At 70.8% G+C, this 24,860-nt stretch carries 22 protein-coding genes and 1 tRNA gene; 16 read left to right on the top strand and 7 right to left on the bottom strand.

Annotated elements, in window-relative coordinates:
- Positions 1-98 precede the first annotated feature (98 nt).
- From BLT43_RS01065 to BLT43_RS01075, 3 genes are all read left to right on the top strand, one after another.
- Positions 99-659 carry a shikimate kinase gene (locus BLT43_RS01065; protein WP_090110202.1) on the top strand — a complete coding sequence of 187 codons (561 nt, stop codon included), beginning with the start codon at positions 99-101 and terminating at the stop codon, positions 657-659.
- Positions 656-1,783 carry a 3-dehydroquinate synthase gene (gene aroB, locus BLT43_RS01070; RefSeq protein WP_090109331.1) on the top strand — a complete coding sequence of 376 codons (1,128 nt, stop codon included), beginning with the start codon at positions 656-658 and terminating at the stop codon, positions 1,781-1,783. Before BLT43_RS01065 ends, aroB begins: the two co-directional genes overlap by 4 nt.
- 196 nt (positions 1,784-1,979) lie before the next feature.
- Positions 1,980-2,585 (top strand): outer membrane protein, encoded by a 606-nt coding sequence (locus tag BLT43_RS01075; RefSeq protein ID WP_090109333.1) that lies wholly within the window; start codon positions 1,980-1,982, stop codon positions 2,583-2,585.
- 72 nt (positions 2,586-2,657) lie between these two features.
- Here BLT43_RS01075 and BLT43_RS01080 read toward each other — a convergent pair whose 3' ends face one another.
- A complete protein-coding gene (locus BLT43_RS01080) occupies positions 2,658-3,854 on the bottom strand; it encodes a pyridoxal phosphate-dependent aminotransferase (RefSeq protein ID WP_090109334.1) in 1,197 nt (398 codons plus the stop codon).
- 215 nt (positions 3,855-4,069) lie between these two features.
- On the opposite strand from BLT43_RS01080, the gene cysS reads away from it, so the two are divergent.
- Genes cysS through BLT43_RS01095 form a run of 3 tightly spaced genes read left to right on the top strand, consistent with a single transcriptional unit; the run spans position 4,070 to position 7,972 of the window.
- Complete coding sequence (cysS, locus tag BLT43_RS01085) at positions 4,070-5,536, top strand: cysteine--tRNA ligase (RefSeq protein WP_090109336.1); 1,467 nt, start codon at positions 4,070-4,072, stop codon at positions 5,534-5,536.
- Positions 5,533-7,161, top strand: a complete 1,629-nt coding sequence (gene cimA / locus BLT43_RS01090; RefSeq protein WP_090109338.1) for a citramalate synthase — start codon at positions 5,533-5,535, stop codon at positions 7,159-7,161. The genes cysS and cimA overlap by 4 nt, the downstream gene beginning before the upstream one ends.
- 40 nt (positions 7,162-7,201) lie before the next feature.
- A complete protein-coding gene (locus tag BLT43_RS01095) occupies positions 7,202-7,972 on the top strand; it encodes a squalene/phytoene synthase family protein (protein ID WP_090109339.1) in 771 nt (256 codons plus the stop codon).
- On the opposite strand, the gene BLT43_RS01100 is transcribed toward BLT43_RS01095, so the two are convergent.
- Genes BLT43_RS01100 through cobA form a run of 3 tightly spaced genes read right to left on the bottom strand, consistent with a single transcriptional unit; the run spans position 7,959 to position 11,402 of the window.
- A complete protein-coding gene (locus tag BLT43_RS01100; RefSeq protein WP_090109342.1) occupies positions 7,959-9,194 on the bottom strand; it encodes an MFS transporter in 1,236 nt (411 codons plus the stop codon). The genes BLT43_RS01095 and BLT43_RS01100 overlap by 14 nt on opposite strands.
- 31 nt (positions 9,195-9,225) lie before the next feature.
- Positions 9,226-10,509, bottom strand: a complete 1,284-nt coding sequence (locus tag BLT43_RS01105; protein ID WP_090109344.1) for a cobyrinic acid a,c-diamide synthase CobB — start codon at positions 10,507-10,509, stop codon at positions 9,226-9,228.
- A gap of 41 nt (positions 10,510-10,550) precedes the next feature.
- The gene (gene cobA, locus BLT43_RS01110; RefSeq protein WP_090109345.1) at positions 10,551-11,402 is read right to left on the bottom strand and encodes a uroporphyrinogen-III C-methyltransferase; all 852 of its coding nucleotides are present in this window, start codon (positions 11,400-11,402) and stop codon (positions 10,551-10,553) included.
- Between the two features lie 83 nt (positions 11,403-11,485).
- Between cobA and BLT43_RS01115 the strand changes: the two genes are divergently transcribed.
- The 8 genes from BLT43_RS01115 (at position 11,486) to pgi (ending at position 19,235) form a co-directional block, all read left to right on the top strand.
- Positions 11,486-12,538, top strand: coding sequence for a cobalt-precorrin-5B (C(1))-methyltransferase (locus BLT43_RS01115; protein ID WP_090109347.1), 1,053 nt, complete (start codon positions 11,486-11,488; stop codon positions 12,536-12,538).
- The gene (locus tag BLT43_RS01120; RefSeq protein ID WP_090109349.1) at positions 12,535-13,266 is read left to right on the top strand and encodes a cobalt-precorrin-6A reductase; all 732 of its coding nucleotides are present in this window, start codon (positions 12,535-12,537) and stop codon (positions 13,264-13,266) included. Before BLT43_RS01115 ends, BLT43_RS01120 begins: the two co-directional genes overlap by 4 nt.
- Complete coding sequence (locus BLT43_RS01125; RefSeq protein WP_207497402.1) at positions 13,260-13,892, top strand: DNA-3-methyladenine glycosylase family protein; 633 nt, start codon at positions 13,260-13,262, stop codon at positions 13,890-13,892. Before BLT43_RS01120 ends, BLT43_RS01125 begins: the two co-directional genes overlap by 7 nt.
- Positions 13,889-14,557 carry an alpha/beta hydrolase gene (locus tag BLT43_RS01130; RefSeq protein WP_090109352.1) on the top strand — a complete coding sequence of 223 codons (669 nt, stop codon included), beginning with the start codon at positions 13,889-13,891 and terminating at the stop codon, positions 14,555-14,557. Before BLT43_RS01125 ends, BLT43_RS01130 begins: the two co-directional genes overlap by 4 nt.
- A 176-nt stretch (positions 14,558-14,733) precedes the next feature.
- Positions 14,734-15,318, top strand: a complete 585-nt coding sequence (locus BLT43_RS01135) for an HNH endonuclease (RefSeq protein ID WP_090109353.1) — start codon at positions 14,734-14,736, stop codon at positions 15,316-15,318.
- A 144-nt stretch (positions 15,319-15,462) separates the two neighbouring features.
- Positions 15,463-16,914: a glucose-6-phosphate dehydrogenase gene (gene zwf / locus BLT43_RS01140; RefSeq protein WP_090109354.1), complete on the top strand. Its 1,452-nt coding sequence runs from the start codon at positions 15,463-15,465 to the stop codon at positions 16,912-16,914.
- Positions 16,915-16,957: 43 nt separating this feature from the next.
- A complete protein-coding gene (gene pgl / locus BLT43_RS01145; protein ID WP_090109355.1) occupies positions 16,958-17,629 on the top strand; it encodes a 6-phosphogluconolactonase in 672 nt (223 codons plus the stop codon).
- Between the two features lie 4 nt (positions 17,630-17,633).
- A complete protein-coding gene (pgi, locus tag BLT43_RS01150) occupies positions 17,634-19,235 on the top strand; it encodes a glucose-6-phosphate isomerase (RefSeq protein WP_090109356.1) in 1,602 nt (533 codons plus the stop codon).
- A gap of 102 nt (positions 19,236-19,337) precedes the next feature.
- Here the strand turns inward: pgi and BLT43_RS01155 are convergent, their stop codons facing one another.
- The 3 genes from BLT43_RS01155 to BLT43_RS01165 all read right to left on the bottom strand — a co-directional run bounded on the left by BLT43_RS01155 (position 19,338) and on the right by BLT43_RS01165 (position 21,887).
- Entirely contained in the window at positions 19,338-19,685 is a 348-nt protein-coding gene (locus tag BLT43_RS01155; protein ID WP_090109357.1) for a RidA family protein, read from the bottom strand.
- Positions 19,686-19,721: 36 nt separating this feature from the next.
- Positions 19,722-19,795: transfer RNA gene (locus tag BLT43_RS01160), tRNA-Gly, on the bottom strand.
- A 52-nt stretch (positions 19,796-19,847) separates the two neighbouring features.
- Positions 19,848-21,887: an ASKHA domain-containing protein gene (locus BLT43_RS01165; protein WP_090109358.1), complete on the bottom strand. Its 2,040-nt coding sequence runs from the start codon at positions 21,885-21,887 to the stop codon at positions 19,848-19,850.
- A gap of 240 nt (positions 21,888-22,127) precedes the next feature.
- Between BLT43_RS01165 and guaB the strand changes: the two genes are divergently transcribed.
- Both guaB and BLT43_RS01175 read left to right on the top strand, forming a co-directional pair.
- Positions 22,128-23,576 carry an IMP dehydrogenase gene (gene guaB / locus BLT43_RS01170; protein ID WP_090109359.1) on the top strand — a complete coding sequence of 483 codons (1,449 nt, stop codon included), beginning with the start codon at positions 22,128-22,130 and terminating at the stop codon, positions 23,574-23,576.
- A gap of 80 nt (positions 23,577-23,656) precedes the next feature.
- Positions 23,657-24,814 (top strand): RsmB/NOP family class I SAM-dependent RNA methyltransferase, encoded by a 1,158-nt coding sequence (locus tag BLT43_RS01175; RefSeq protein WP_090109360.1) that lies wholly within the window; start codon positions 23,657-23,659, stop codon positions 24,812-24,814.
- The last annotated feature ends 46 nt before the right edge of the window (positions 24,815-24,860 follow it).

The raw sequence follows: 24,860 nt of genomic DNA on the forward strand, positions 1-24,860 counted from the left end.
AATGGAACCGGCGGCATTACGCCGTCCCCTTGAGGGGCCGGGCCCCGGAAAGGAGCGCGATGACGGGCGGAACGGGCAGTCGCAGCGGTGTCGGGCAGATGCGGTCGGTGCAGCCGGTGCGCCTGCTGCGGCCGGTGGTCTTCGTCGGCATGATGGGCTCGGGCAAGACGGCGATCGGCCGGGCCCTGGCCAGCCGGCTGGGCTGCGGCTTCGTCGACAGCGACGCGGCGATCGAGGCGGCTGCCGGCTGCACCATCGCCGAGATATTCGAGCGCGACGGCGAGGCGTTCTTCCGAGCCCGCGAGAGCGAGGTGCTGTCGCGCCTCATGGCCGGCGGGCCGCGCGTGATCTCGACCGGCGGCGGCGCCTTCATGGCCGAGCGCAACCGCGCCACCATCGATGCGGCCGGGGCCGCGCTCTGGCTTAAGGCCGATCCGGCGCTTCTTTGGGAGCGGGTGCGCCACAAGTCCACGCGCCCGCTGCTGCGCACGCCCGATCCGCGCGGGACGCTCGAGCGGCTCTGCCGCGAACGCGACCCCGTCTACGCCGAAGCGGGGCTGTGCCTAGAGGCGCGGCCCGGCGATTCCATCGAGCGCACGACCGACCGCGTCATCGCGCTTCTCGCCGACCGACCCGATATCCTGGAGACCCGCACGTGACCGCAGAACAACCCGATGTCGCCACCGTCCCCGTCGCATTGCCGGGACGGGAGTACGAGATTCGCATCGGGCGGGGCCTGCTCGACCGGTCCGGCGCGGAGATCGCGCCGCTGGCTCGGCACGGCCGCGTCGCCGTCATCACCGACGAGACGGTGGCGGGGCTGCATCTGGAGCGCCTGCGGGAGGGGCTCGCGGCCGGCGGGATCGCGATGGACAGCCTCGCGCTGCCGGCCGGCGAGGGCAGCAAGTCCTGGGTCGGCCTGTCGCGCGCGACCGAGTGGCTGCTCGAGCAGCGGGTCGAGCGCGGCGACCTCGTCGTGGCGCTGGGCGGCGGGGTGGTCGGCGACCTGGCGGGCTTCGCCGCCGCCATCGCGCGGCGCGGCGTCCGCTTCGTGCAGATCCCGACCACGCTTCTGGCGCAGGTCGACAGTTCTGTCGGCGGCAAGACCGGGATCAACACCGCGCAGGGCAAGAACCTCGCCGGCGCGTTCCACCAGCCCTCGCGCGTGCTGGCCGACATCTCCCTGCTCGACAGCCTGCCCGAGCGCGAGCTGCTGGCCGGCTACGGCGAGGTGGTGAAATACGGGCTTCTGGGCGATGCCGGCTTCTTCGAGTGGCTCGAGACGCATGGCCCGGCGCTGCGCGACGGCGACGACGCGGCGCGGCGCGAGGCGGTGCGCCGGTCCTGCGAGATGAAGGCCGAGATCGTCGCGCGCGACGAGACCGAGCAGGGCGACCGGGCGCTGCTCAATCTCGGCCACACCTTCTGCCACGCGCTAGAGGCGGCGACCGGCTATTCCGACCGGCTCAAGCATGGCGAGGGAGTCGCCATCGGCTGCGCGCTCGCCTTCGACCTGTCGTCGCGGCTGGGCCTCTGCCCGCAGGAGGATCCCTCGCGCGTGCGGGCCCATCTCGCCCAGATGGGGATGTCATGCGACATAGCCGCGATTCCCGGCGAGCTGCCGGGCGCGGAAGCGCTTCTTGAACTGATGGGACAGGACAAGAAGGTGCAGGACGGGCGGCTGCGTTTCGTGCTGGCGCGGAAAATCGGTGAAGCTTTCGTGACTTCCGACGTGCCGCCCGACGCGGTGCTCGCAGTGCTGCGCGACAGCGCCGCCGCGTAATCGGCGGGGAATGGCCGAACGCGTCAGCGGATCATGGCCGATGAAGTGCGACTGACCTGTGCATTTTTCTACAATCGCATTGAACCGTAACCGACCTCAGGTGTTGTCTGCCCGGACGAGCCGGGCGTCACCCGGTCGTTTGTCCTGAGCGCCTCCTCCCCAAGAAGGCGCCGGGCAGTATGGAACAGGAGCTAAAATGAAATTCTCGACCTCCAGCCTCGCAATCGCCCTCGGCCTCGTGGCCGCTCCCGCCTTCGCCGGCGGCCTCGCCGAGCCGGTTGCTGACCCCGTCGTGCCCGCCGCGCCCGTCGCGGTGGCCCCCGTCGTGACCGGTTCCGACTGGACCGGCGGCTACGTCGGTGCCCAGCTGGGTTACGGCCAGGCCGAAACCGACGACGATCCGGCCTCCTTCGACGAGGACGGCGCGATCTACGGTGCCCAGGCCGGCTACAACTACGACTTCGGCAGCTTCGTGCTGGGCGGTGAACTCGACTTCACCGGCACCGAGCTCGGCAACGACCTCACCGACATCGACGGCATCGCCCGCGCCAAGGTGCGTGCCGGTTACGATGCGGGCGCCTTCCTGCCCTACCTGACCGCCGGTTACGCCAGCGCCTACACCTCGGAAGAGATCGACGGCGACGACCAGTTCGACGGCTACCTCTACGGTGCCGGCGTGGACTACGCCGTGTCCGAGAACATCGTGGTCGGTGCGGAAGTGCTGCAGCACGAGTTCGAGGACGTGGGTGCCGTCGACCTCGACGCCACCACCGCCGCCGCGCGCGTGAACTACAAGTTCTGATCCGCAGCGGTCCGGCCATGCGCCGGATTGCGGATCGCGAAGGGCCGGTCATTCGACCGGCCCTTCGTCGTTTCAGGCCGCCCGTCCGGCCGACTTGGCGGCCGCGAAGCGCAGCAGCCGCGACAGCGCTTCCTCGAAGCGATCATCCTCCACAGTCAGCGCCACCCGGACATGGCCCGCCGCGGCGCGACCGAAGCTTTCGCCCGGCATCACGGCGATTCCCTCCTGCTCCAGCAGCGCATCCGCGAAGGCCTCGCCGCTGAGCCCCGTCGCGCGGATGTCGAGCATCGCGTACATCGCGCCCTGCATCGGCAGCGCCCGCACCACCTCCTGCTCTGCGACCAGACGCGCCGCGATCTCGCGCCGCCGCCGGAAGGGCGCGGCGACCTTCGCCTCGAACTCCGCGCCGAGCTGCAGCGCGTGCAGCCCCGCATCCTGCACGAAGCCCGGGATGCCATAGGTCGTGTGCGTGGCGAGGTTCTCCATCGCCGCGATCACGTCCTCGGGCCCCGCGACCCAGCCGACGCGGCTGCCGGTCATCGCGTGGCTCTTCGACAGCGAGCCGACCACCAGCGTCCGATCGGCGAGGCCGGGCAGGGCGCGCGGGCTCAGATGCGCACCGTCCCAGAGCTGGGTGTCGTAGACCTCGTCCGAGATCAGCCACAGGCCGTGCTCGGCGCAGAGAGCGCCCAGCGCCTCCAGCGCCTCGCGCGGGTAGACCGCGCCGGTCGGGTTGTTTGGCGTGTTGATCAGCAGCGAGCGCACCCGCCCGTCGAAGCCCGCGATCTCGGCCTCGATATCTTCGGTCCGCGGCAGGAAGCCGTCCTCGGCCCGCGCCGCCACCGGCAGCGCCACCGCGCCGACCGCGCGCACCGTGCCGGGATAGGTGGCGTAATAGGGGTCGATATAGAGCGCGCCGTCGCCCTCGTCGCAGGTGGCGTGGTGGGCGGCGAAGAGGCCGGCCTGCCCGCCGGGCACCACCAGCACGTTCTCGGGGCCGGTCGGGACGCCTGTGCGTTCGGTCAGCCGCCTTGCAATCTCGGCGCGCAGCTCGGGCGTGCCGGGCACCGCGGCATAGCCGGTGTGGCCGCCGCGCGCGGCGCGGTCCATCGCCTGCAGGATCTCCGGGTCGGTGCGGATGTCGTGCTCGCCGATGGTCAGCTCGATGACGGGGCGGCCGGCGGCGACCATGCGCCGGGCCTTGCGGAACAGGTCCCAGCCATCCGGGCCGCCCGCGGTGATATGCGTGATGCGATGCGAAAGTGTCATGCGCGGCAGCTGGCCGGGCCGGGGCGCGCTTGTCAATCGCGGCGGGTGTCGAAACGCTGGACGGGCCGGACGGCGGCTGCTAAGGCCGGTGGCATGACGAGCAACTGCATCATCGGCTGCATCATTTCCTGCTGACTTGCGTCACGCGGGCCGCTCTCTCGTTTCCCGATGAAACACAGGATCAGCCCGCCGGCGACACCCGCTTGCGAGGCCCCATGACGACCGACCGGACGACGATCCGCCTGCACGACACCAAGACCCGCCGCAAGGTGGAGTTCGCGCCGATCGACCCCGAGAATGTCAGGCTCTATGTCTGCGGCCCCACGGTCTACGACCGGGCGCATCTGGGCAACGCGCGGCCCGTGCTGGTCTTCGACCTGCTCTACCGGCTGCTGCGCGAGGTCTTCGGGCGTGAGCACGTGACCTACGCGCGCAACTTCACCGACGTCGACGACAAGATCAACGCCCGCGCCCGCGAGACCGGCCGCCCGATCCGCGACATCACCGAAGAGACCGTGCTCTGGTACCACCAGGACATGGACGCGCTCGGCGCCCTGCGCCCCGATCACGAACCGCGCGCCACCGACTACATCGGCCAGATGGTGGCCATGATCGAGCGGCTGCTGCTGTCGGGCCATGCCTATGTCGCCGAGGGGCACGTGCTGTTCTCGGTCGCGAGCTACGAAACCTACGGCGCGCTGTCGGGCCGCAGCGTCGAGGACATGATCGCCGGCGCCCGGGTCGAGGTCGCGCCCTACAAGCGCGACCCGATGGACTTCGTGCTGTGGAAACCCTCGACCGAGGACGAGCCGGGCTGGGACGGCCCGGTCTTCGAGGGCGAGCCGGTCGGCCGCGGCCGCCCGGGCTGGCACATAGAGTGCTCGGCCATGTCGTACCAGCTGTTCGGCGAGAGCTTCGACATCCACGGCGGCGGCATCGACCTGCAGTTCCCGCACCACGAGAACGAGATCGCGCAATCGGCCTGCGCCCACCCGTCGGGCGACTTCGCGCGGATCTGGATGCACAACGAGATGCTGCAGGTCGAGGGCAAGAAGATGTCCAAGTCCCTGGGCAACTTCTTCACCGTGCGCGACCTGCTCGACCAAGGCGTCGCGGGCGAAGTGGTGCGCCTCGTCATGCTGGGCACGCATTACCGCAAGCCGATGGACTGGACCGCCGAGAAACGGGCCGAGGCCGAGGCGACGCTGGCCAAGTGGTACGGGCTGCTGCACGCGCATGGCTTCACCGCCAAGATGGTGCGCGACCTGAAGGCGGCGGGCGACTGGGCGATGGATGCCGAATTCCTCGGCGTGCTCGCCAACGACCTCAACACCCCCGGCGCGATCGCCCGGATGCACGTGCTGTCGAACGCCAAGACCCCGGCCAAGCTGGTGCCATTCGCGGCAGCGCTGGAGTTGATGGGGCTGATCGAGGACTGGGACGCGCTGGCCGATCTCGCCGGGGCCGATGCCGGGCCCGAGATCGCGCCCGAGATCGACGCCGCGGTGACCGCGCTCCTGACCCGCCGCGCCGAGGCGCGCGCCGCGAAGGACTGGGCCGAGGCCGACCGCATCCGCGACATCCTCAACGCCGCCGGCGTGCAGGTGACCGACATGGGCGGGCAGGCGAGCTGGCAGCCCGGGCCGGGCTTCGACCCCGCCAAGCTGGAGGCCGCGAAATGAGCGACCGGCTCTACATCTACGACACCACGCTGCGCGACGGGCAGCAGACGCAGGGCGTGCAGTTCTCGACCCGCGAGAAGGTGCAGATCGCGCAGGCGCTCGACGCGCTGGGCGTCGACCACATCGAGGGCGGCTGGCCCGGCGCCAACCCGACCGACAGCGAGTTCTTCGAAACCGCGCCCGAAACCCGCGCCACGCTCACCGCCTTCGGCATGACCAAGCGGGCCGGGCGCTCGGCCGAGAACGACGAGGTGCTGGCCGCGGTGCTGAACGCCGGCACGCCCTCGGTCTGCATCGTCGGCAAGACGCACGACTTCCACGTCACCACCGCGCTCGGCATCACGCTCGAGGAGAACCTCGACAACATCGGCGCCTCGATCCGCCACATCGTGGCGCAGGGCCGCGAGGCGCTGTTCGACGCCGAGCATTTCTTCGACGGCTGGAAGGCGAACCCCGACTACGCGCTGGCCGCGATCCGTGCCGCGCACGAGGCCGGGGCGCGTTGGATCGTGCTCTGCGACACCAATGGCGGCTCGATGCCCGAGGAGATCGGCGCCATCACCCGCGCGGTGATCGCGGCCGGCATCCCCGGAGAGCGGCTCGGCATTCATTGCCACGACGACACCGGGCAGGCCGTGGCCTGTTCGCTCGCCGCCGTAGAGGCGGGCGCGCGGCAGATCCAGGGCACGCTGAACGGGCTTGGCGAGCGCTGCGGCAACGCCAACCTCACCACGCTGATCCCGACGCTGCTCCTGAAGGAGCCCTACGCCTCGACGCTCGAGACCGGCGTGACGCTCGACGCGCTGAAGGGGCTGCGCCGCGCCTCGCGGCTGCTCGACGATATCCTCAACCGCGTGCCCTCGAAGCAGGCGCCCTATGTCGGTGCCTCGGCCTTCGCCCACAAGGCGGGACTGCACGCCTCGGCCATCGCCAAGGACCCCTCGACCTATGAGCATGTCGAGCCGGGCCTGGTCGGCAACACCCGCATCGTGCCGATGTCGAACCAGGCCGGGCAGTCGAACCTGCGCGAGCGGCTGATGCGCGCCGGCATCGAGGTCGAGAAGGGCGCCCCGGCGCTCGCCCGCATTCTCGAGCGGATAAAGGAGCAGGAATCGCGCGGCTACTCCTACGACACCGCGCAGGCGAGCTTCGAGCTGCTGGCGCTGGACGAGCTGGGCCGCCTGCCGGACTTCTTCGAGATCAAGCGCTACCGCGTCACCGTCGAGCGCCGCCGCAACAAGCGCGGCCGGATGGTCTCGCTCTCCGAGGCCGTGGTCGTGGTGAAGATCGGCGGCGAGAAGGTGATGAGCGTCTCCGAGAGCGTGGGCCCCGACGGGTCGGACCGTGGCCCCGTCAACGCGCTCAGCCGGGCGCTGGTCAAGGATCTCGGGCCCTATCAGGGCTTCATCGAGGACGTGCACCTCGTCGACTTCAAGGTGCGCATCACCGATGGTGGCACCGACGCCGTCACCCGCGTCATCATCGACAGCGAGGACGGGCAGGGCAACCGCTGGTCCACCGTCGGCGTCTCGGCCAACATCGTCGATGCGAGCTTCGACGCGCTGGTCGACGCGATCCTGTGGAAGCTGGTGCGCGAGAAGGCCGAACCGGTCGCGGCCCGCTGACGTTGGCCCTGCGTATTCCCCGAAAGGTGAAAGGAACAACATGAGCGTCGCCGCCTGCGCGGGCCTCGTCCAACGCGGCGACCCGGACCGATTCCTCTCGGCCATGGCCGCCCCCGTGCCCGACCGCGAGAAGCTGTTCCCGCTCTATGCCTTCAACCTCGAGGTGGCGCGCGCGCCCTTCGTGACGAAGGAGCCGATGATCGCCGAGATGCGGCTGCAATGGTGGCGCGACGTGGTCGAGCAGATCGCGGGCGACGGCCCGGTGCGCGCCCACGAGGTCGCGACGCCGCTGGCGCAGGTCGCGCGCGAGGCGCGTCTTCCCGAGGCGGCGATGGACGCCATGGTCGCGGCGCGGCGCTGGGACATCGAGAACGACCCGTTCGAGGATCAGGCCGCGCTCGACGCGCATATCGACGCCACCGCCGGCGGTCTGATGTGGCTTTCGGCCAAGGCGTTGGGCGCGGGGGACGGCGAGGAGGTGGCGATCCGGCAGGCGGGCTTCGGTCACGGCGTGGCGCTCTGGCTGCAGGCGATCCCGGATTTCGAGCAGAAGAACAAGCGGCCGCTGGTCGATGGCCGGCCCGAGGCGGTGCGCGACTTCGCGCGGCGCGGTCTCGACGCGCTGAAGGCCGCCCGCCGCGCCCGCATCTCGGCCGCCGCCGTGCCCGCCCTGCGCGCCGCCTGGCAGGCCGAGGGGGTGCTGAAGCGCGCCGTGGCCGAGCCGCGCCGCGTGGCCGACGGCGCGCTGGCGCCCGCGCCCGCGCAGGCCAAGGCATCGCTGATGCTGAAGGCCGCGACTAGGCGCTGGTGACGGAGGCGCGGCGCTGGTCGATCTTCAGCCAGGCCAGCGCGCCCGCCGCCAGGATCAGCGCCGGGATCATCGCGAGGTTCACCGCCGACCAGCCCTGCTCGGCGCTGCCGCCCGAGCAGTTCATCAGCCCGCCCGAGGCCAGTGAGGCGACGGTGACGAAGCCGAACACCATCATGTCGTTCAGCCCCTGCGCCACGCCGCGCTCCTCGGGGCGATGCGCCGCCGTCAGCATCGCCGTCGCGCCGATGAAGCCGAAGTTCCAGCCGAGGCCCAGCAGGATCAGCGTGCCGTAGAACTGCGACAGATCGGTGCCCGACAGCCCGATCAGTCCGGCGCAACCCAGAAGCATCAGGCCGGTGCCGACGATCCTGCTCGCCCCGAAGCGCGCGATCAGGTGACCGGTGATGAAGGACGGCGCGAACATCGCCAGCACATGCGCCGAGACGATGTCGTTCGCCTCGTCCCGCCCGAAGCCGCAACCGACCACCGCCAGCGGCGTCGAGGTCATCACGAGGTTCATCAGCGCGTAGGAGACCATGCCGCAGATGATCGCCACCGCGATCGTCGGCTGGCGCAGCATGTCGCGCTTGCGGCGGGAGGCCGCGGGCGCGACCTGCGGATCGGTCGCGCCGCCCTTCGGCAGGTCGAGCAGGAGGAACAGCAGCAGCCCGCCGAGGTTCAGCGCCACGATCGCGGCGTAGCTGCCGAGGAACGGGATCGGGTGCGCGTCGAGCACGAGCTTGTTCAGCTGCGGCCCGATCAGCGCCGAGGCGAGACCGCCCGCCATCACCCATGAGATCGCCTTGGGCCGGAACGCATCGGAGGCCGAGTCGGCGGCGGCGAAGCGGAAGAAACCCTGCGACGACATGTAGATGCCGCTGACATAGCTGCCCAGCAGGACCAGGAGGAACGACCCCTCGAGCAGGCCCAGCGCGGCGATGCCCGCGCCCGCCGCGCCCGCAAGCCCGCCGATCACGAAGCCCGTGCGCCGCCCGTGCCGCTGCATCAGCGGCGACAGCCAGGGCGCGGTGGTCATCGAGCCGAACACCATCAGCGAAATGGGCAGGGTTGCGAGGCAGGGGTTCGGCGAGAGCATCGCCCCCACCAGCCCGCCGATCACGAACAGGATCGGCATCTGCGCCCCCAGCACCGCCTGTGCGGCCACGAGCACGGCGGTGTTGCGCTTGGCGCGGCGGTCGTCGGGAATGGGTGCTGTCGTCATGCATCACCGCTAGCGGCACGATGCGCGCTTGTCACGCGTCCTCTGCCACCCGGTCGATCAGGTGTGCGAATGAGCCGCAGACACGACCCTGCCGCAGGCCCATCGCGGGCAGCTTCGTGCCCTCCGCGTCCCGCGCGTCGAAGAGCGGCGCGCCTTCGGCTCTGAGCGTCGTGGCATAGTGGAACTCGTGCGCCGCCCAGCGCCCGGCGAAGGGACCGGCCTCGGCGCGGACATGGCGGTAGCCCAGATGCAGCTTGCGACGTTCGAATGACGTCTCCAGCCGCAGCAGCCCGGCCATGGGGTGACGCGCGCCGTCCGCGTCGATCAGCCCTTCTCCAAGCAGCATGTAACCGCCACATTCTCCATAAACATCAATGTTTTGCGCGGCATTTCTCAGGCTTTTCATGAACTCTTCCGCCGCGGCGAGCCGCCCGGCATGCAGCTCCGGGTAGCCGCCCGGCAGCATGACCATGTCCCCGTCCGGCACCGCTTCGTTCGCCAGGGGAGAGAATGGCCGGATTTCGGCGCCCTGCGCTCGCCAGTCGGCCAGAAGATGCGGGTAGGCAAAGGCGAAGGCCGCGTCGCTCGCGAGCGCGATCCGCTGCGCCGGCGGCGGCACGCACGGACCGGGGGCGTCGGGCAAGGGGGGCGCGGTTTCGGCCAGTGCCGACAGCGCGTCGAGGTCGAGATGCGCCTCGACCCGGTCCGCCGCACGATCGAGAAAGGCGTCGAGATCGGGCCGCTCGCCCGCCTGCACCAGCCCGAGATGGCGCGAGGGATGCCCCAGCCCGGCATCGCGCGGCAGCGCGCCGAGCACCGGCAGGCCGACCCGCGCCAGCGCCGCGCGCAGCATCCGCTCGTGCCGCTCCGAACCCACCCGGTTCAGCACCACGCCCGCGACTTGCACCTCCCGGTCGAACCCGGCGAAGCCCGCAACCAGCGGCGCGACCGACTGCGCCATCCGGCCCGCATCGACCACCAGCACCACCGGCAGCCCCAGCAGCCGCGCGAGATCCGCTGTCGCGCCGCGCCCCTCGGGCGGTGCGCCGTCGAACAGGCCCATCGCGCCCTCGACCAGCAGCATCCCGTCGCCGCCGGCCAGCGCCCGCAGGCGCTCAGGCCGCATCGCCCAGGCGTCGAGGTTGAAGCAGGGCGCGCCGCAGGCCGCCTCGTGGAAGCGCGGGTCGATGTAGTCAGGCCCCGACTTCGCGCCCCGCACCGCGACGCCGCGACGCGACAGCGCGCGCAGCAGGCCCAGCGTCACCGTGGTCTTGCCCGAGCCGGAACTCGGAGCGGACAGGATCAGCCCCGGCATCTGCGGGCGGGATCCGAGTATTTGTAGAGAGAAGTAAGCACTCAGGCCTGTTCGGCCGGGCGGCCGCGCCCCAGAGGGTCGAGATCGCGTGGCCCCACGCCCGAAAGCTGCCCCTGCCAGTCGAGCACCTGCCGCATCAGCACCGCGCGGCCGATGCAGATGATCGCCGGCGGCTCGAGCTTGGTGTCGGCGATGTGCTCGGCCATCCGGCCCAGCCGCGTCTCGAGCACCTTCTGCGTCGGCGTGGTCGCGCCCGCGACCACCGCCACCGGCTCCTCCGGGTCGCGGCCGGCCGCCATCAGCGCGGTGGCGATCTGCTCGGCATGCTTGATGCCCATGTAGATCACGATCACCTGGCTGCCCTTCGAGATCGCCGCCCAGTCGAGCGAGGAGGGCGTCGCACCGGACTGGTCGTGGCCGGTGACGAAGGTGACCGACTGGTTCACGTCGCGATGCGTCACCGGAATGCCGGCATAGGCCAGCCCGCCGATCCCGGCGCTGATGCCTGGCACGATCCGCACCCGCACGCCGTGCTGGATCAGCGTCTGCGCCTCTTCGCCGCCGCGCCCGAACACGAAGGGATCGCCGCCTTTGAGGCGCAGCACCCGGCGGCCATCGCGCGCCAGTTCCACCAGCCGCAGCGAGATGTCGCGCTGCTTGGCCGAGGGCTTGCCGCCGCGCTTGCCGGCATAGATCTTCTCGGCCTCGGGCGCCCAGTCGAGGATGCGCTCGTCGACCAGCGCGTCGTAGACGATGACGTCGGCTTGCCTGAGCGCGTTGAGCGCGTGCAGCGTCAAGAGCCCAGGATCGCCGGGCCCCGCGCCGCAGAGCCAGACCCAGCCGGGTTCGAGCACGGGCCAGTCTTGGCCGGGAAGCGAGATCGAGTCGGTCATGCCTCCGTTATTGTCGCATCGGCCGCGATGCGAAACCCCGCATCCGCTTTCCACCCCGCGCGCGGCCTTCTATTGTCCGCGCCATGAACACGCCCGCCCAACTCCGCCGCGGCTGGACCACCGGCGCCTGCGCCGCTGCCGCGACGCGCGCGGCGCTGATCCGGCTCTGGGGCGGCGACTGGCCCGAGAGCGTCACCATCGCCCTGCCGCGCGGCGAGCGGCCGAGTTTTGCCGTCGCGCATCGCGCCGAAGGGCCGGGCTGGGCCGAGGCTGGCATCGTCAAGGACGCGGGCGACGACCCGGACGTGACCCATGGCGCGCTGATCGTCGCGCGGGTGCGGGCCGCGCCCGGCGGCGTGACGTTCCGCGCGGGCGAGGGGGTGGGAACCGTCACGAAGCCCGGCCTGCCGATCCCGCCGGGCGAGCCCGCGATCAACCCGGTGCCGCGCGCGATGATGGAGGAGGTGGTGGCCGAGCTTGCCGCCGAGCACGCCCGTGCGCCAGACATCGAGATCACCGTCTCGGTCCCCGGCGGGGCCGAGATCGCGAAGAAGACCTGGAACCCGCGGCTCGGCATCGAAGGGGGCCTGTCGATCCTCGGCACCACCGGCATCGTCCGGCCTTTCTCCTGCGCCGCCTGGATCGCTTCGATCCATCGCGGTGTCGACGTGGCCCGCGCCGCCGGTCTCGGACATGTCGCGGGCTGCACCGGGGCAACCTCGGAGAAGGTGGTGCAGGCGCTGCACGGCCTGCCGGACCATGCCATGCTCGACATGGGCGACTTCGCGGGCGGTCTTCTGAAATACCTCGCCAAGCACCCGGTGCCGCGCGTCACCATCGGCGGCGGGATCGGCAAGATCACGAAGCTCGCGCAGGGGGCGGTCGATCTGCATTCCGCGCGCAGCCAGGTGGATCTCGAGGCGCTGGCCGATCTGGCGGGGGTGCCGGAGATCGCGGGGGCCAACACCGCGCTCGAGGCGTCGCGCATGGCGCCCGATCTCGGGCAGAAGGTGGCCGAGGCCGCGCTGGCGCAGCTGGTCGGGCGCTACGGTACCGCTGCCGACGGCACGCGCATCGGCTTCGACGTGGTGGTGATCGACCGTGCCGGCACCGTGCTCGGGCGGGCGGGCCCATGACCGTGCTCGTGCTCGCCGGAACCCGCGAGGGGCGCGAGATCGCCGCAGGCCTCGCGGAGCGCGCCATCCCCGTGCTCGCCTCGATCGCCGGGCGCACGCGGCGACCGCTCGACCCGGGCGTGCCGCTCCGGACCGGTGGTTTCGGCGGTGCGGACGGCTTCCGCGACGTGCTGCGCGACGAGGGCGTCACCGCCGTGATCGACGCGACGCATCCCTTCGCCGAGGAAATCACCGCGCGCACCGCCCGCATCTGCCGCGAGGAGGGGCTGCCGCATCTGCTGCTGCGCCGCCCCGGCTGGACACCCGGTCCCGGTGACGACTGGACCTTCATCGCGCGCGAGGCCGATCTCGCCCGCCATGCCCCGCCGGGGGCGACGGTCTTCCTCGCCACCGGTCCGCAGAGGATCGACCGCTTCACCGGGCTGGAGGGTCGCCGCGTGCTCTGTCGCCGGGTCGATCCTGCGCCGGAGCCGTTTCCGTTCGAAGGCGGCGACTGGGTCGTCGGCCGCCCGCCATTCGGCCTCGACGACGAGAAGGCGCTTTTCGCGCTGCTGGGCGTCGACCTGCTGGTCACCAAGAATTCCGGCGGCCCGGAGGGTCGCGCAAAGCTCGACGCCGCCCGCGCGTTGCGCTTGCCGGTGGTGTTGCTCGACCGCCCCCCCTTGCCGGAGGGGGTCGAACCCGTCCAGACCGTGGCCGAGGCATTGCACTGGGCGGAGGAATTGTGACCGGACGCATCATCTTGACCGAGGCCGACGTGGCCGAAGGCGCGGACTGGCTCGCCGCCAATTGCGCGCACTTCTCGGGGCTTCTCGAGATCACCGGGCCGCTGCCGCTCCGCCGCACGCCGGACGGCTTCGCGCAGCTCGCCTCCGCCATCGTCAGCCAGCAGGTCTCGACCGCCTCGGCCCGGGCGATCCGCGGGCGGCTGGACGACGCCGACCTGATGCGGCCCGAAACCATCGAGGGGGCCTCCGACGAGGCGCTGCGCGCCTGCGGGCTGTCGCGCCAGAAGATGCGCTACCTGCGCGCGCTGGCGGCCTCGGGCATCGACTTCGACGCCCTACGCGACGCGCCCACCGAGGAGGTGATCGCCACGCTGACCGCCGTGACCGGCATCGGCGTCTGGACCGCCGAGATCTACGCGATGTTCGCGCTGGGCCGGGCCGACGTCTTCGCGCCGGGCGACCTGGCGCTGCAGGAGGGGGCGCGGCACCTGCTGAAGCTGGAGGAACGCCCGAAGGAGCGCGCGCTGCGCGAGATCGCCACCCGGTGGTCGCCCTGGCGCGCGGTTGCGGCGCGGGGACTGTGGGAATACTACCACCACGTGAAGGGCAGGGAAGGAATCCTATGACGCGCGCATTGCAATCCGGCCGGGTCGAACCGCTCAGCGGCGAGAAGCGCTCGGCGGTGGTGTTTCTGCATGGCTACGGCGCCAACGGCGCCGACCTGCTGGGCCTGGCCGAGCCGCTGGCCGAGCACATGCCCGACACGCTGTTCCTCGCGCCCGACGCGCCCGAGGCCTGCATCGGCGCGCCGATGGGGTTCCAGTGGTTCCCGATCCCGTGGATCGACGGCTCGAGCGAGGAGGAGGCCCGCGCCGGGCTGGGCCGCGCCGCCGACGACCTCAACGCCTTTCTCGACGGGGTGATGGTCGACGAGGACCTGCTGCCCGAGCAGGTCATGGTGCTGGGCTTCAGCCAGGGCACGATGATGGCGCTGCACGTGCTGCCGCGCCGCGAGGAGCCGATCGCCGGGCTCGTCGCCTTTTCGGGCCGCCTGCTCGAGCCCGAGCTTCTGGCCGACGAGGCGCAAAACCGGCTGCCGATCCTGCTGGTCCATGGCGACATGGACGAGGTGGTGCCGCCGCAATCGCTGCCGGCCGCCGCGCAGGCGCTGCAGGAGGCCGGCTGGACCGACCTCTACGCGCATGTGATGAAGGGCACCGCGCACGGCATCGCGCCCGACGGACTCGAGGTGGCGCTGGCCTTCATGCGCGAGCGGTTGGGGGTCGCCTGACCGACCGTTCGGCGACGTCATCTCCCTGACATCTCTCTGCGTCAAGCTGACCGTGGCGGGAACACGGCCTTGGGACTTGCCAGCCTTCCACCGCCAGATATAGTCGAGTTACGGCAGGAGCGGGGCTCCCGCTCTGGTCGTCCGGCAGGGGCTGCGAGAGCGAGGACGGCGTTTCCATGGATGGTGAGTTCAGAACCGAGTTCGTGCGCGATCCCGCGGCGCTCAGGCAGCACCCGGCCTTGGTGCTGAACGCCGATTACAGGCCCTTGTCCTACTACCCGCTGTCGCTCTGGCCGTGGCAGGAAGCGGTGAAGGCGGTGTTCCTCGACAGGGTGGATATCGTGGCCGAATACGAGGCCAAGGTGCACAGCCCCTCGACGGTGATCCGAATACCCTCGGTGGTCGTGCTCAGAGATTACGTCAAACCCCAGAAGCGCGTGGCCTTCACGCGCTTCAATCTTTTTCTGAGGGACGGATTCTGCTGCCAGTACTGCGGCTCGCGGGGGGATCTGACCTTCGACCACGTGGTGCCGCGGGCCCGTGGCGGCGTGACCAGCTGGGAAAACGTCGTCGCCGCCTGCGCGCGCTGCAACCTGCGCAAGGGCTCGAAGAGCCTACGCCAGTCGGGGCTCGCGCTGAAGCGGTCGCCGCGGCGGCCCGGCGCGGAGGAGCTGCGCGACATGGGGCGCAAATTCCCGCCCAACCATCTGCACGACAGCTGGATCGATTTTCTCTACTGGGACGCGGAACTCGAGGCCTGATCCGCACGTGGGGACCGGGCAGGCGATGCGATCCGCTTGCGGCGCGGTCCGCTATGCCTAGACTGCGCGCCGAACCGTCGCTAGATAGGCGGCGTTAGCGCTAACTGTACGGCTGCCCGGCGGCCGGCCCAGACGGAGACAGCCATGGTATCGCGCGTCATTCCGGTCGAATGCTTCGATCTCGTCATTTTCGGCGGCACCGGCGATCTCGCCCGCCGCAAGATCCTGCCCGGCCTGTTCCGCCGCTTCCTTGCCGGCCAGATGCCCGAGAACGCCCGGGTGATCGGCGCGGCACGCTCCGAGATGGAGGATGCGGACTATCGCCAGATGGTGCGCGAGGCGGTGGCCGAGTTCGGCGGCACCGAGAAGGAGAACGGCTCGCAGCTCGACGCCTTCCTCGAGCGACTGCACTACGTCGCCATCGACGCCACCGGCGACGGCGGCTGGGACAAGCTGGCCGGGCTGATGCGCGACGGCGTCATCCGCGCCTTCTACTTCTCCGTCGGGCCGTCGCTCTTCGGCGCGCTGGCCGAGCGGCTGCACCAGCACGGCATCGCCGACGCGGCCAGCCGGATCGTGGTCGAGAAGCCCTTCGGCCATGACCTCGCCTCGGCGCAGGAGCTGAACGCCACGCTGGCGGCGCATTTCGACGAGCACCAGATCTACCGGATCGACCATTACCTCGGGAAGGAGACGGTGCAGAACCTGATGGCGGTGCGCTTCGGCAACGTGCTGTTCGAGCCGCTGTGGAACTCGCATTACATCGACCACATCCAGATCACCGTGGCCGAGACGGTGGGCGTGGGCGGCCGGGGCAGCTACTACGACAAGTCCGGCGCGATGCGCGACATGGTGCAGAACCACCTGATGCAGCTTCTGTGCCTGATCGCGATGGAGCCGCCCTCGATCTACGACGCCGACACCGTGCGCGACGAGAAGCTCAAGGTGATCCGGGCGCTGCAGCCGGTCGAGCCGCACCAGATCGTGCGCGGCCAGTACGATGCCTCCTCCGAGGGGCCGAGCTACCGCGAGGATGCCGAGAACCCGCGCAGCTTCACCGAGAGCTTCGTGGCCATGAAATGCCACATCGCCAACTGGCGCTGGGCCAAGGTGCCGTTCTACCTGCGCACCGGCAAGCGGATGAAGGCGCGCTCCTCCGAGATCGCGGTGGTGTTCAAGGATCTCGGCCATACGATCTTCGAGGGCGACACCGCGCGCCACCGCAACATCCTGTCGATCCGGCTGCAGCCGAACGAGGGGATGGACCTGCAGGTGACGATCAAGGAGCCGGGGCCGGGCGGCATGCGGCTGGTGGACGTGCCGCTCGACATGACCTTCGCCGATGCGCTCGGCGCGGACCAGGAGGCGCCCGACGCCTATGAGCGGCTGATCATGGACGTGATCCGCGGCAACCAGACGCTGTTCATGCGCGGCGACGAGGTCGAGGCCGCCTGGGCCTGGACCGACCCGATCATCAAGGGCTGGGAGGCGCGCAACGACGTGCCCAAGCTCTACGAGGTCGGATCGGCGGGCCCGGACGACGCGTTGATGCTGATGCATCGCGACGGCCGGCGCTGGCGCGAGATCAAGGGCTGAACCCGCCGAGGACGGGCGGGCCGTAGCAAGGGAAAGGAGCGGCATGGAATTCGTCGAATACGCCGATGCCGAGATGATGATGATCGATCTCGCCGACAAGCTGGCGAGCGAGCTGCGCGCGGCCATCGCCGCCGACGGCAGGGCGAGCCTCGCGGTGCCCGGCGGCACCACGCCGGGGCCGGTCTTCGACACGCTCTCGGCGATCTCTCTCGACTGGGACAAGGTCCACGTCATGCTCACCGACGAGCGCTGGGTGCCGGAGACCTCCGAGCGGTCGAACACCGGGCTGCTGAAGCGGCGGCTCTTCACCGGCCACGCGGCGGCGGCGCATTACCTGCCGCTCTATGCCGAGGCCGAGCGCCCCGAGGAGAAGCTCGACGATCTCGAGCAGAGCCTCGCGCCGCATCTGCCGCTTTCGGTGGTGCTCTTGGGCATGGGGGCGGACATGCACACCGCCTCGATCTTCCCCGGTGCCGACAGGCTCGAGGACGCGCTTCGCGGCGACGGCGTGCTCTACCCGATGCGCGCGCCGGGCGCGCCCGAGCCGCGCATCACGCTTTCGGCCAAGGTGCTGAACGACGCGATGCGGCGTCACATCGTGATCATCGGCGCCGAAAAGCGCGCCGCTCTGGAAAAGGCGCAGGGGCTCGACCCCGAGGAGGCGCCGGTGGCGGCGATCCTCAAGGGCGCGACGGTGCATTGGGCGGAGGGCTGAGACCATGTGGGACGATCTGAAGGGCAAGGCCGCGGCGAATGCCGACCGCCGCATCGAGGCGCTGTTCGACGCGCCGGGCCGCGCGCGCGACTTCTCGGTCAGCGCGCTGGGCATGTTGTTCGACTATTCCAAGACCAACATCGACGGCGCCACCCGCGACGCGCTGATCGCGCTGCTCGAGAAGACGGACGTGGCCGGCCGCCGCGACGCGATGTTCTCGGGCGCCAAGATCAACGAGACCGAGGGGCGGGCGGTGCTGCACACCGCGTTGCGCAACCTCGATGGCGGGCCGGTCACGGTGGACGGGCAGGACGTCATGCCGGGCGTGCGCAACACGCTGAAGCGCATGGACACCTTCGCCGATGCCGTTCGCTCGGGCGAGTTCACCGGGCAGGGCGGCCGGATCACCGACGTGATCAACATCGGCATTGGCGGCTCGGATCTCGGGCCCGCGATGGCCGCGAAAGCGCTCGCGCCCTACCATGACGGTCCGCGCTGCCACTTCGTGTCCAACGTCGACCCGGCCGACATCCACGACGTGCTCGCCGCCTGCGACCCGGCGACGACGCTGGTGATCGTGGCCTCCAAGACCTTCACCACCATCGAGACCATGACCAACGCGCGCACCGCGAAGGCGTGGATGTCGGAGACGGTGAAGGACCCCGGCGCGCAGTTCGCCGCGCTGTCCTCGGCCGAGGAGAAGACCGCCGCCTTCGGCATCGCGCCCGAGCGGGTCTTCGGCTTCGAGGACTGGGTCGGCGGGCGCTACTCGATGTGGGGGCCGATCGGCCTGTCGCTGATGATCGCGATCGGCGGCGACGCGTTCCGCGCATTCCTGCGGGGCGGGCAGGCGATGGACACGCATTTCCGCTCGGCCGCCTGGCACGAGAACATGCCGGCGCTGCTGGCGCTCGTGGGCATCTGGCACAATCAGGTGCTGGGCCACGCCACCCGCGCCGTGCTGCCCTACGACAACCGCCTCGCGCGGCTGCCGGCCTATCTGCAGCAGCTCGAGATGGAATCGAACGGCAAGCGCGTCTCGATGGATGGCGAGGATCTCGCGCATGAGAGCGGTCCGGTGGTCTGGGGCGAGCCCGGCACAAACGGCCAGCACGCCTTCTACCAGCTGATCCACCAGGGCACGCGGGTGATCCCCTGCGAGTTCCTCGTCGCCGCCGAGGGCCACGAGCCGGGGCTCGAGCACCAGCACCGGCTCCTGATCGCCAACTGCCTCGCGCAGTCCGAGGCGCTGATGAAGGGCCGCGATCTCGACGAGGCGCGCGGCAAGGTCGCGGGCAAGTTCGAGGGCGACGAGCTGGAGCGGCAGGCGAAGCACAGGGTGTTCCCGGGCAACCGCCCTTCGACGACGCTGGCCTATCCGAAGCTCGACCCCGAGACGCTGGGCAAGATCATCGCGCTCTACGAGCACCGGGTCTTCGTCGAGGGCGCCGTGCTCGGCATCAACTCCTACGACCAGTGGGGCGTGGAGCTGGGCAAGGAGCTGGCGACCGCGCTGCAGCCGGTCGTGGACGGCGACGAGGATGCCTCGGGCAAGGACGGCTCGACCGCGCAGCTGGTGGGCTACCTGCGCGCCAACGGCGCCTGACTTCGCGCCCGAGTGACATGAAGGGGGGGCGGCCGCTCGCGCGACCGCCCCCTTACTTTACTCTGCAAATACTCGAATCCCGGCGCGTCGGCCGCCGCGCGCTCAGACGGCGGCGGTGACGATGATCTCGACGAGGTAGTCGGGCGAGGCGAGCTTCGATTCGCCGGTGTAGCGGGCCGGGGCGTGGCCCTCGGGCACCCACTCGTCCCAGACCGCGTTCATCGCGGCGAAGTCGGACATGTCGGCGAGCCAGATCTGCGCGGTCAGCAGCCGGGTCTTGTCGGTGCCCGCCAGCGCCAGCAGCCGGTCGATCTCGGCCAGCGTCTCGCGGGTCTGCGCGCCGGCGTCGCCGGCGGGTCCCTCGATCTGGCCGGCGAGATGGGCGACGCCGTTGTGGACGACGACCTGGCTCATGCGGCGGCCGGTCTCGTAGCGGGTGATGTCTGTCATGGAAGGCTCCCTGTGGTCATGACCGGCGGGAGTGGCTGGAGCGGGTAACGGGAATCGAACCCGTAACTGAAGCTTGGGAAGCTTTCGTGATACCTTTTCACCATACCCGCGCGCTCTGCCCCGAGGTATCCGTGAGCCCTGTCGTCGTCAAGCGGGTTTCGCCTATTCCCGCGCGCGTCTCCGGCGCCGGCCGCCGCCCTCGCTCCCGGCGTTGAAGGCGGGGTCGGGCAGGGGCTGGGCGGCGCGCAGCCCGGCGAAGGGCGCGGTGGCGTGCGGGATCGCGTTGGCGGCGACGAAATGCTCCTGGAAGCGCGGCTCGATCGCGGTCTCGACCTTGGTGATCTCGCGCACCAGCCCCTCGATCTCGCGCCGCGCGGCGAGCGAGCAGAGCGCGATCCGCGCCCCTGTCCCCGCGGCGTTGCCGGCGCTCGTGACCTTCTCGACCGGCACGTCGGGGATCATGCCCAGCACCAGCGCGTGCAGCGGCGAGATATGCGCGCCGAAGGCCCCGGCGAGCACGACGCGGTCGACATTCTCGACCCCGCGCTCGTCCATCAGGAGCCGCGCGCCGGCGTAGAGCGCCGACTTGGCGAGCTGGATCGCGCGGATGTCGCCCTGCGTGACGGTGATGCGCGGCCCGCCGGCCTCGGTGCCGTCATGGATCAGGTAGGCATGGGTGCGGCCCTCGGGCTGCAGCCGCGCGCTTCCGGTCTGCTCGGCCGAGCCAATCAGCCCTTTGGCGTCCAAGAGACCAGCGATGCGCATCTCCGCCACCGCCTCGATGATGCCCGAGCCGCAGATGCCGGTGACACCGCCCGGGCCGACCGCGTCCCAGAAGCCGGGGTCGTCGGACCACAACTCGCAGCCGATGACGCGGAAGCGCGGCTCCTTGGTGGCGGGGTCGATGCGGATCGCCTCGATCGCGCCGGGCGCGGCGCGCTGGCCCGAGGAGATCTGCGCGCCCTCGAAGGCGGGACCGGTGGGCGAGGAGCAGGCCAGCACGCGGGCCCGGTCGCCGAGCAGCAGCTCGGCATTGGTGCCGACATCGACGATCAGCACGAGGTCGTCGGACTGGTCGGGCCGCTCGGACAGCGCCACGGCGGCCGCGTCGGCGCCGACATGGCCGGCGATGCAGGGCAGGACATAGGCCTGCGCGCCGGGGTTTACCGTGCCGAGGTCGAGGTCGCGCGCGGGCAGGGCGACGGCGTCCGAGGTGGCGAGCGCGAAGGGCGCCTGGCCCAGCTCGACCGGGTCGATGCCCAGAAGCAGGTGGTGCATCACCGGGTTGCAGACGAAGACCGTCTCGACGATGTCGGCGCTCTCGATCCCGGCCTCCGCCGCGAGTTCGCGCGCGAGGTCCGCGATCGCCGCGCGCACGGCCGTGGTCATCTCGGCCGCGCCACCCTCGTTCATCATGGAGTAGCTGACCCGGCTCATCAGGTCCTCGCCGAAGCGGATCTGCGGGTTCATGACGCCCGCCGAGGCCTCGACATGGCCGTCCTCGAGCGAGGTGAGATGCGCCGCGATCGTGGTCGAGCCGAGGTCGATGGCAAGGCCCCAGAGCGGCTCGTCGCGGTAGCCCGGCCAGATGTCGACGATGCTCTGCACGCCGCCGTCGCTTTCGTGGTGCAGCGCGACGGTCACCTCCCAGTTGCCCTTGCGCAGCGCCTGCTGCAGCTTGGCCAGCACCGGCGGCGCGGCGTCGATCTCGTCGATCCGCCATTGGCCGCGCAGCGCCTCGGCCAAGCGTTCGAGGTCGCCCTTGGGCTCGTGCATGTCGGGCTCGGGCACGGTGACGAAGTACTTGCGCGTCGCCGGGTCCATGACGATGGGGCGCGCATCGGCGTTCTTGCGCACCACCTGGCGGTGGACCTGGCTCTCGGGCGGCACGTCGAGCACCACGTCGGAGCAGATCTGCGCCTGGCAGCCGAGACGACGGCCCGGCTTCAGGCCGCGGATCCGGTCGTAGCGCTCCTCGACCGCGTTCACCTCGCTCAGCGCGTCGGGCGCGACGGTGACGCCGTGCTTGTCGAAGCGGCCCTTGCCGGGGCTGATCTGGCACTTGGAGCAGATGCCGCGCCCGCCGCAGACGCTGTCGAGATCGACCCCGAGCCGCCGGGCGGCGGTCAGCACCGTGGTGCCGGCGGGCACGCGGCCGCGCTTGCCCGAGGGGGTGAAGATCACGAGGGGGTCCTGGGTCATGTCGGGCCTTTCCGGTGCGTCGCGGCCCGACCATAGGCGTTTGGCGGCCGGGGGAAAGGGGCCGGGGGCGGCATGCGGCGATGCGGACGCGACGCTTTGGTCGACGCGCCCCCGTGCCGGCGGTGCGAGATGAGTATTTGCGGAGTGAAGTCACAGGCCGTGCGCCGCTTTATACCTTTCGCCCCCGGGCGATCGGTGCGATAGGGACGTGCCAAACGAAGCATCCCAAGGAGTGGTCCGATGGAGATTCGCGAGGCCCTGACCTTCGACGACGTGCTGCTGGTTCCCGCCGCGTCGAGCGTTCTGCCTTCCACCGCCGATACGCGCACCAAGGTGACCCGCGACATCGCGATGAACATCCCGCTCCTGTCGAGCGCGATGGACACCGTGACCGAGGCCCGCATGGCGATCTGCATGGCGCAGGCCGGCGGCATCGGCGTGGTGCACCGCAACTTCACCGTCGAGCAGCAGGCCGAGCAGATCCGCCAGGTCAAGCGCTTCGTCTCGGGCATCGTCTACAACCCGATCACGCTGACCCCCGAGCAGACGCTGGGCGACGCCCGCAAGCTGATGGAGCAGTACAGCGTCACCGGCTTCCCGGTGGTCGATGGCAGCGGCCGCGTGGTCGGCATCGTCACCAACCGCGACATGCGCTTCGCCGCCGACGATTCGACGCCGGTGAAGGCGATGATGACCGCCGACGACCTCGCCATGCTGACCGAGCCCGCCGATCTCGACCGCGCGCGCAACCTGATGAAGGAGCGCCGGATCGAGAAGCTCCTCGTGACCGACGCCGAAGGCCGGCTGACCGGCCTGCTGACGCTGAAGGACAGCGAGCAGGCGGTGCTCAACCCCTCTGCCTGCAAGGATCGGCTCGGCCGGTTGCGCGCCGCCGCCGCCTCGACCGTGGGCGATGCGGGCTTCGAGCGTTCTATGGCGCTGGTCGAGGCCGGCGTCGACATCGTGGTGATCGACACCGCGCACGGCCATTCCGAAGGCGTGGCCGAGGCGGTGCGGCGGCTCAAGCGCGAGGCGGGCGACGTGCAGGTGATCGCCGGCAACGTCGCCACCGCCGAGGCGACCCGTGCGCTGATCGACGCGGGCGCGGATGCAGTCAAGGTCGGCATCGGGCCGGGCTCGATCTGCACCACCCGGATGGTCGCGGGCGTGGGCGTGCCGCAGCTCACCGCGATCATCGACTGCGCCGAGGCCGCGGGCGACGTGCCCGTGATCGCCGATGGCGGCATCAAGTTCTCGGGCGACTTCGCCAAGGCGATCGCCGCGGGCGCCAGCTGCGCCATGGTCGGCTCGATGATCGCCGGCACCGACGAGAGCCCGGGCGAGGTGATCCTCTACCAGGGCCGGACCTTCAAGTCGTATCGCGGCATGGGGAGCTTGGGCGCGATGGCGCGCGGCTCGGCCGACCGCTACTTCCAGAAGGACGCGGCTTCGGACAAGCTGGTGCCCGAGGGGATCGAGGGGCAGGTGCCCTACAAGGGCACGGCCAACGCCGTGGTGCACCAGCTCGTCGGCGGCCTGCGCGCCGCGATGGGTTACACTGGCCACCCGACGGTCGACTCGATGCGCGGCAACTGCCGCTTCGTGAAAATCACCGGCGCGGGGCTGAAGGAAAGCCACGTGCACGACGTGCAGATCACCCGCGAGAGCCCGAACTACCGGATCGGCTGAGACATGGCCCGCCCCGCCGCTCCGGCCGGGCGGGCCGACCGAGGAAGCGCCATGACCCTGCCAGACCGACGAGACGCGCCGTGACCCCGGCTGCCCGCGCAGCCGCGGCGATGGAGGTGCTGGACGCCTGCCTGGACGGCATTCCGGCCGAGAAGGCGCTGCTCAACTGGTCGCGCGGCAGCAGGTTCGCGGGCTCGGGCGACCGGGCCGCCGTGCGCGACCTCGTCTTTTCGGGCCTGCGCCGGCGGCGCTCGGCCGCGGCCATCGGCGGCGCCGAGACCGGGCGGGGCCTTGTGCTGGGGCTCCTGCGCCAGGACGGAGTCGATCCGGACGACATCTTCACCGGCGAGAGACATGCCCCGCCCGTGCTGACCCACGAGGAGCGCGGCGCGCCGCCCGAGGGCCTGCCTGAGCCGATCCGCCACGACCTGCCCGATTGGCTCTGGGCGCGGTTCGGATCGTCGCTGGGCGACCGGGCCGCGGAGGCCGCGCAGGCGCTCAGGGACCGCGCGCCCGTCATGCTGCGCGTCAACCGGCGCCGGGCCAGCCTGGCCGAGGCGATCTCGGCGCTGGCGGACGAAGGGATCGCGGCCGAGCCGCATGGGCAGGTCGCCACCGCGCTGCGGGTGGTTTCCGGCGAACGGCGGCTGACGCGGTCGCGGGCCTATCTCGACGGCCTGGTCGAGTTGCAGGACGCCGCGTCGCAGGCGGCCGTGGCGCGGCTGCCGCTGCGGGACGGCCAGAGCGTTCTCGACTACTGCGCCGGCGGCGGCGGCAAGGCGCTGGCCATGGCGGACCGGGCCGCGCTGCGGATCGATGCCCATGACGCCGACGACCGCCGGATGCGCGACATCCCGGCCCGCGCGGCGCGCGCGGGCGTGAAGATCAACATGCCGGACCGGCTGGTGCGGGGCCGCTACGACCTCGTGCTGGTCGACGCGCCGTGCAGCGGCAGCGGAACCTGGCGCCGGAGCCCGGACGCAAAGTGGGGGCTGACGCCCGAGCGTCTGGACGAGCTCTGCGCGCTGCAGGCCGGCATTCTCGGCGAGGCCGCGCGAATGGTGCGCCCGGGCGGGCTGCTCGCCTACGCCACCTGCTCGGTGCTCGAGGAGGAGAACGGGGGCACGGTGTCGCGTTTTCTCGCATCGCATCCCGGCTGGAGCCGGCGTGACGAGATGCGGCTTCTGCCGGGGCCGGATTGGGACGGGTTTTACCTCGCGCTGCTCGGAGGCGAGTAGGCGCAGCATTTACCAAGCGTTAGAGAATTTGCCGTCTTCTGGCCGG

Origin of the sequence: Limimaricola pyoseonensis, from assembly GCF_900102015.1 — a bacterium.
Classification (GTDB): Bacteria; Pseudomonadota; Alphaproteobacteria; order Rhodobacterales; family Rhodobacteraceae; genus Limimaricola; species Limimaricola pyoseonensis.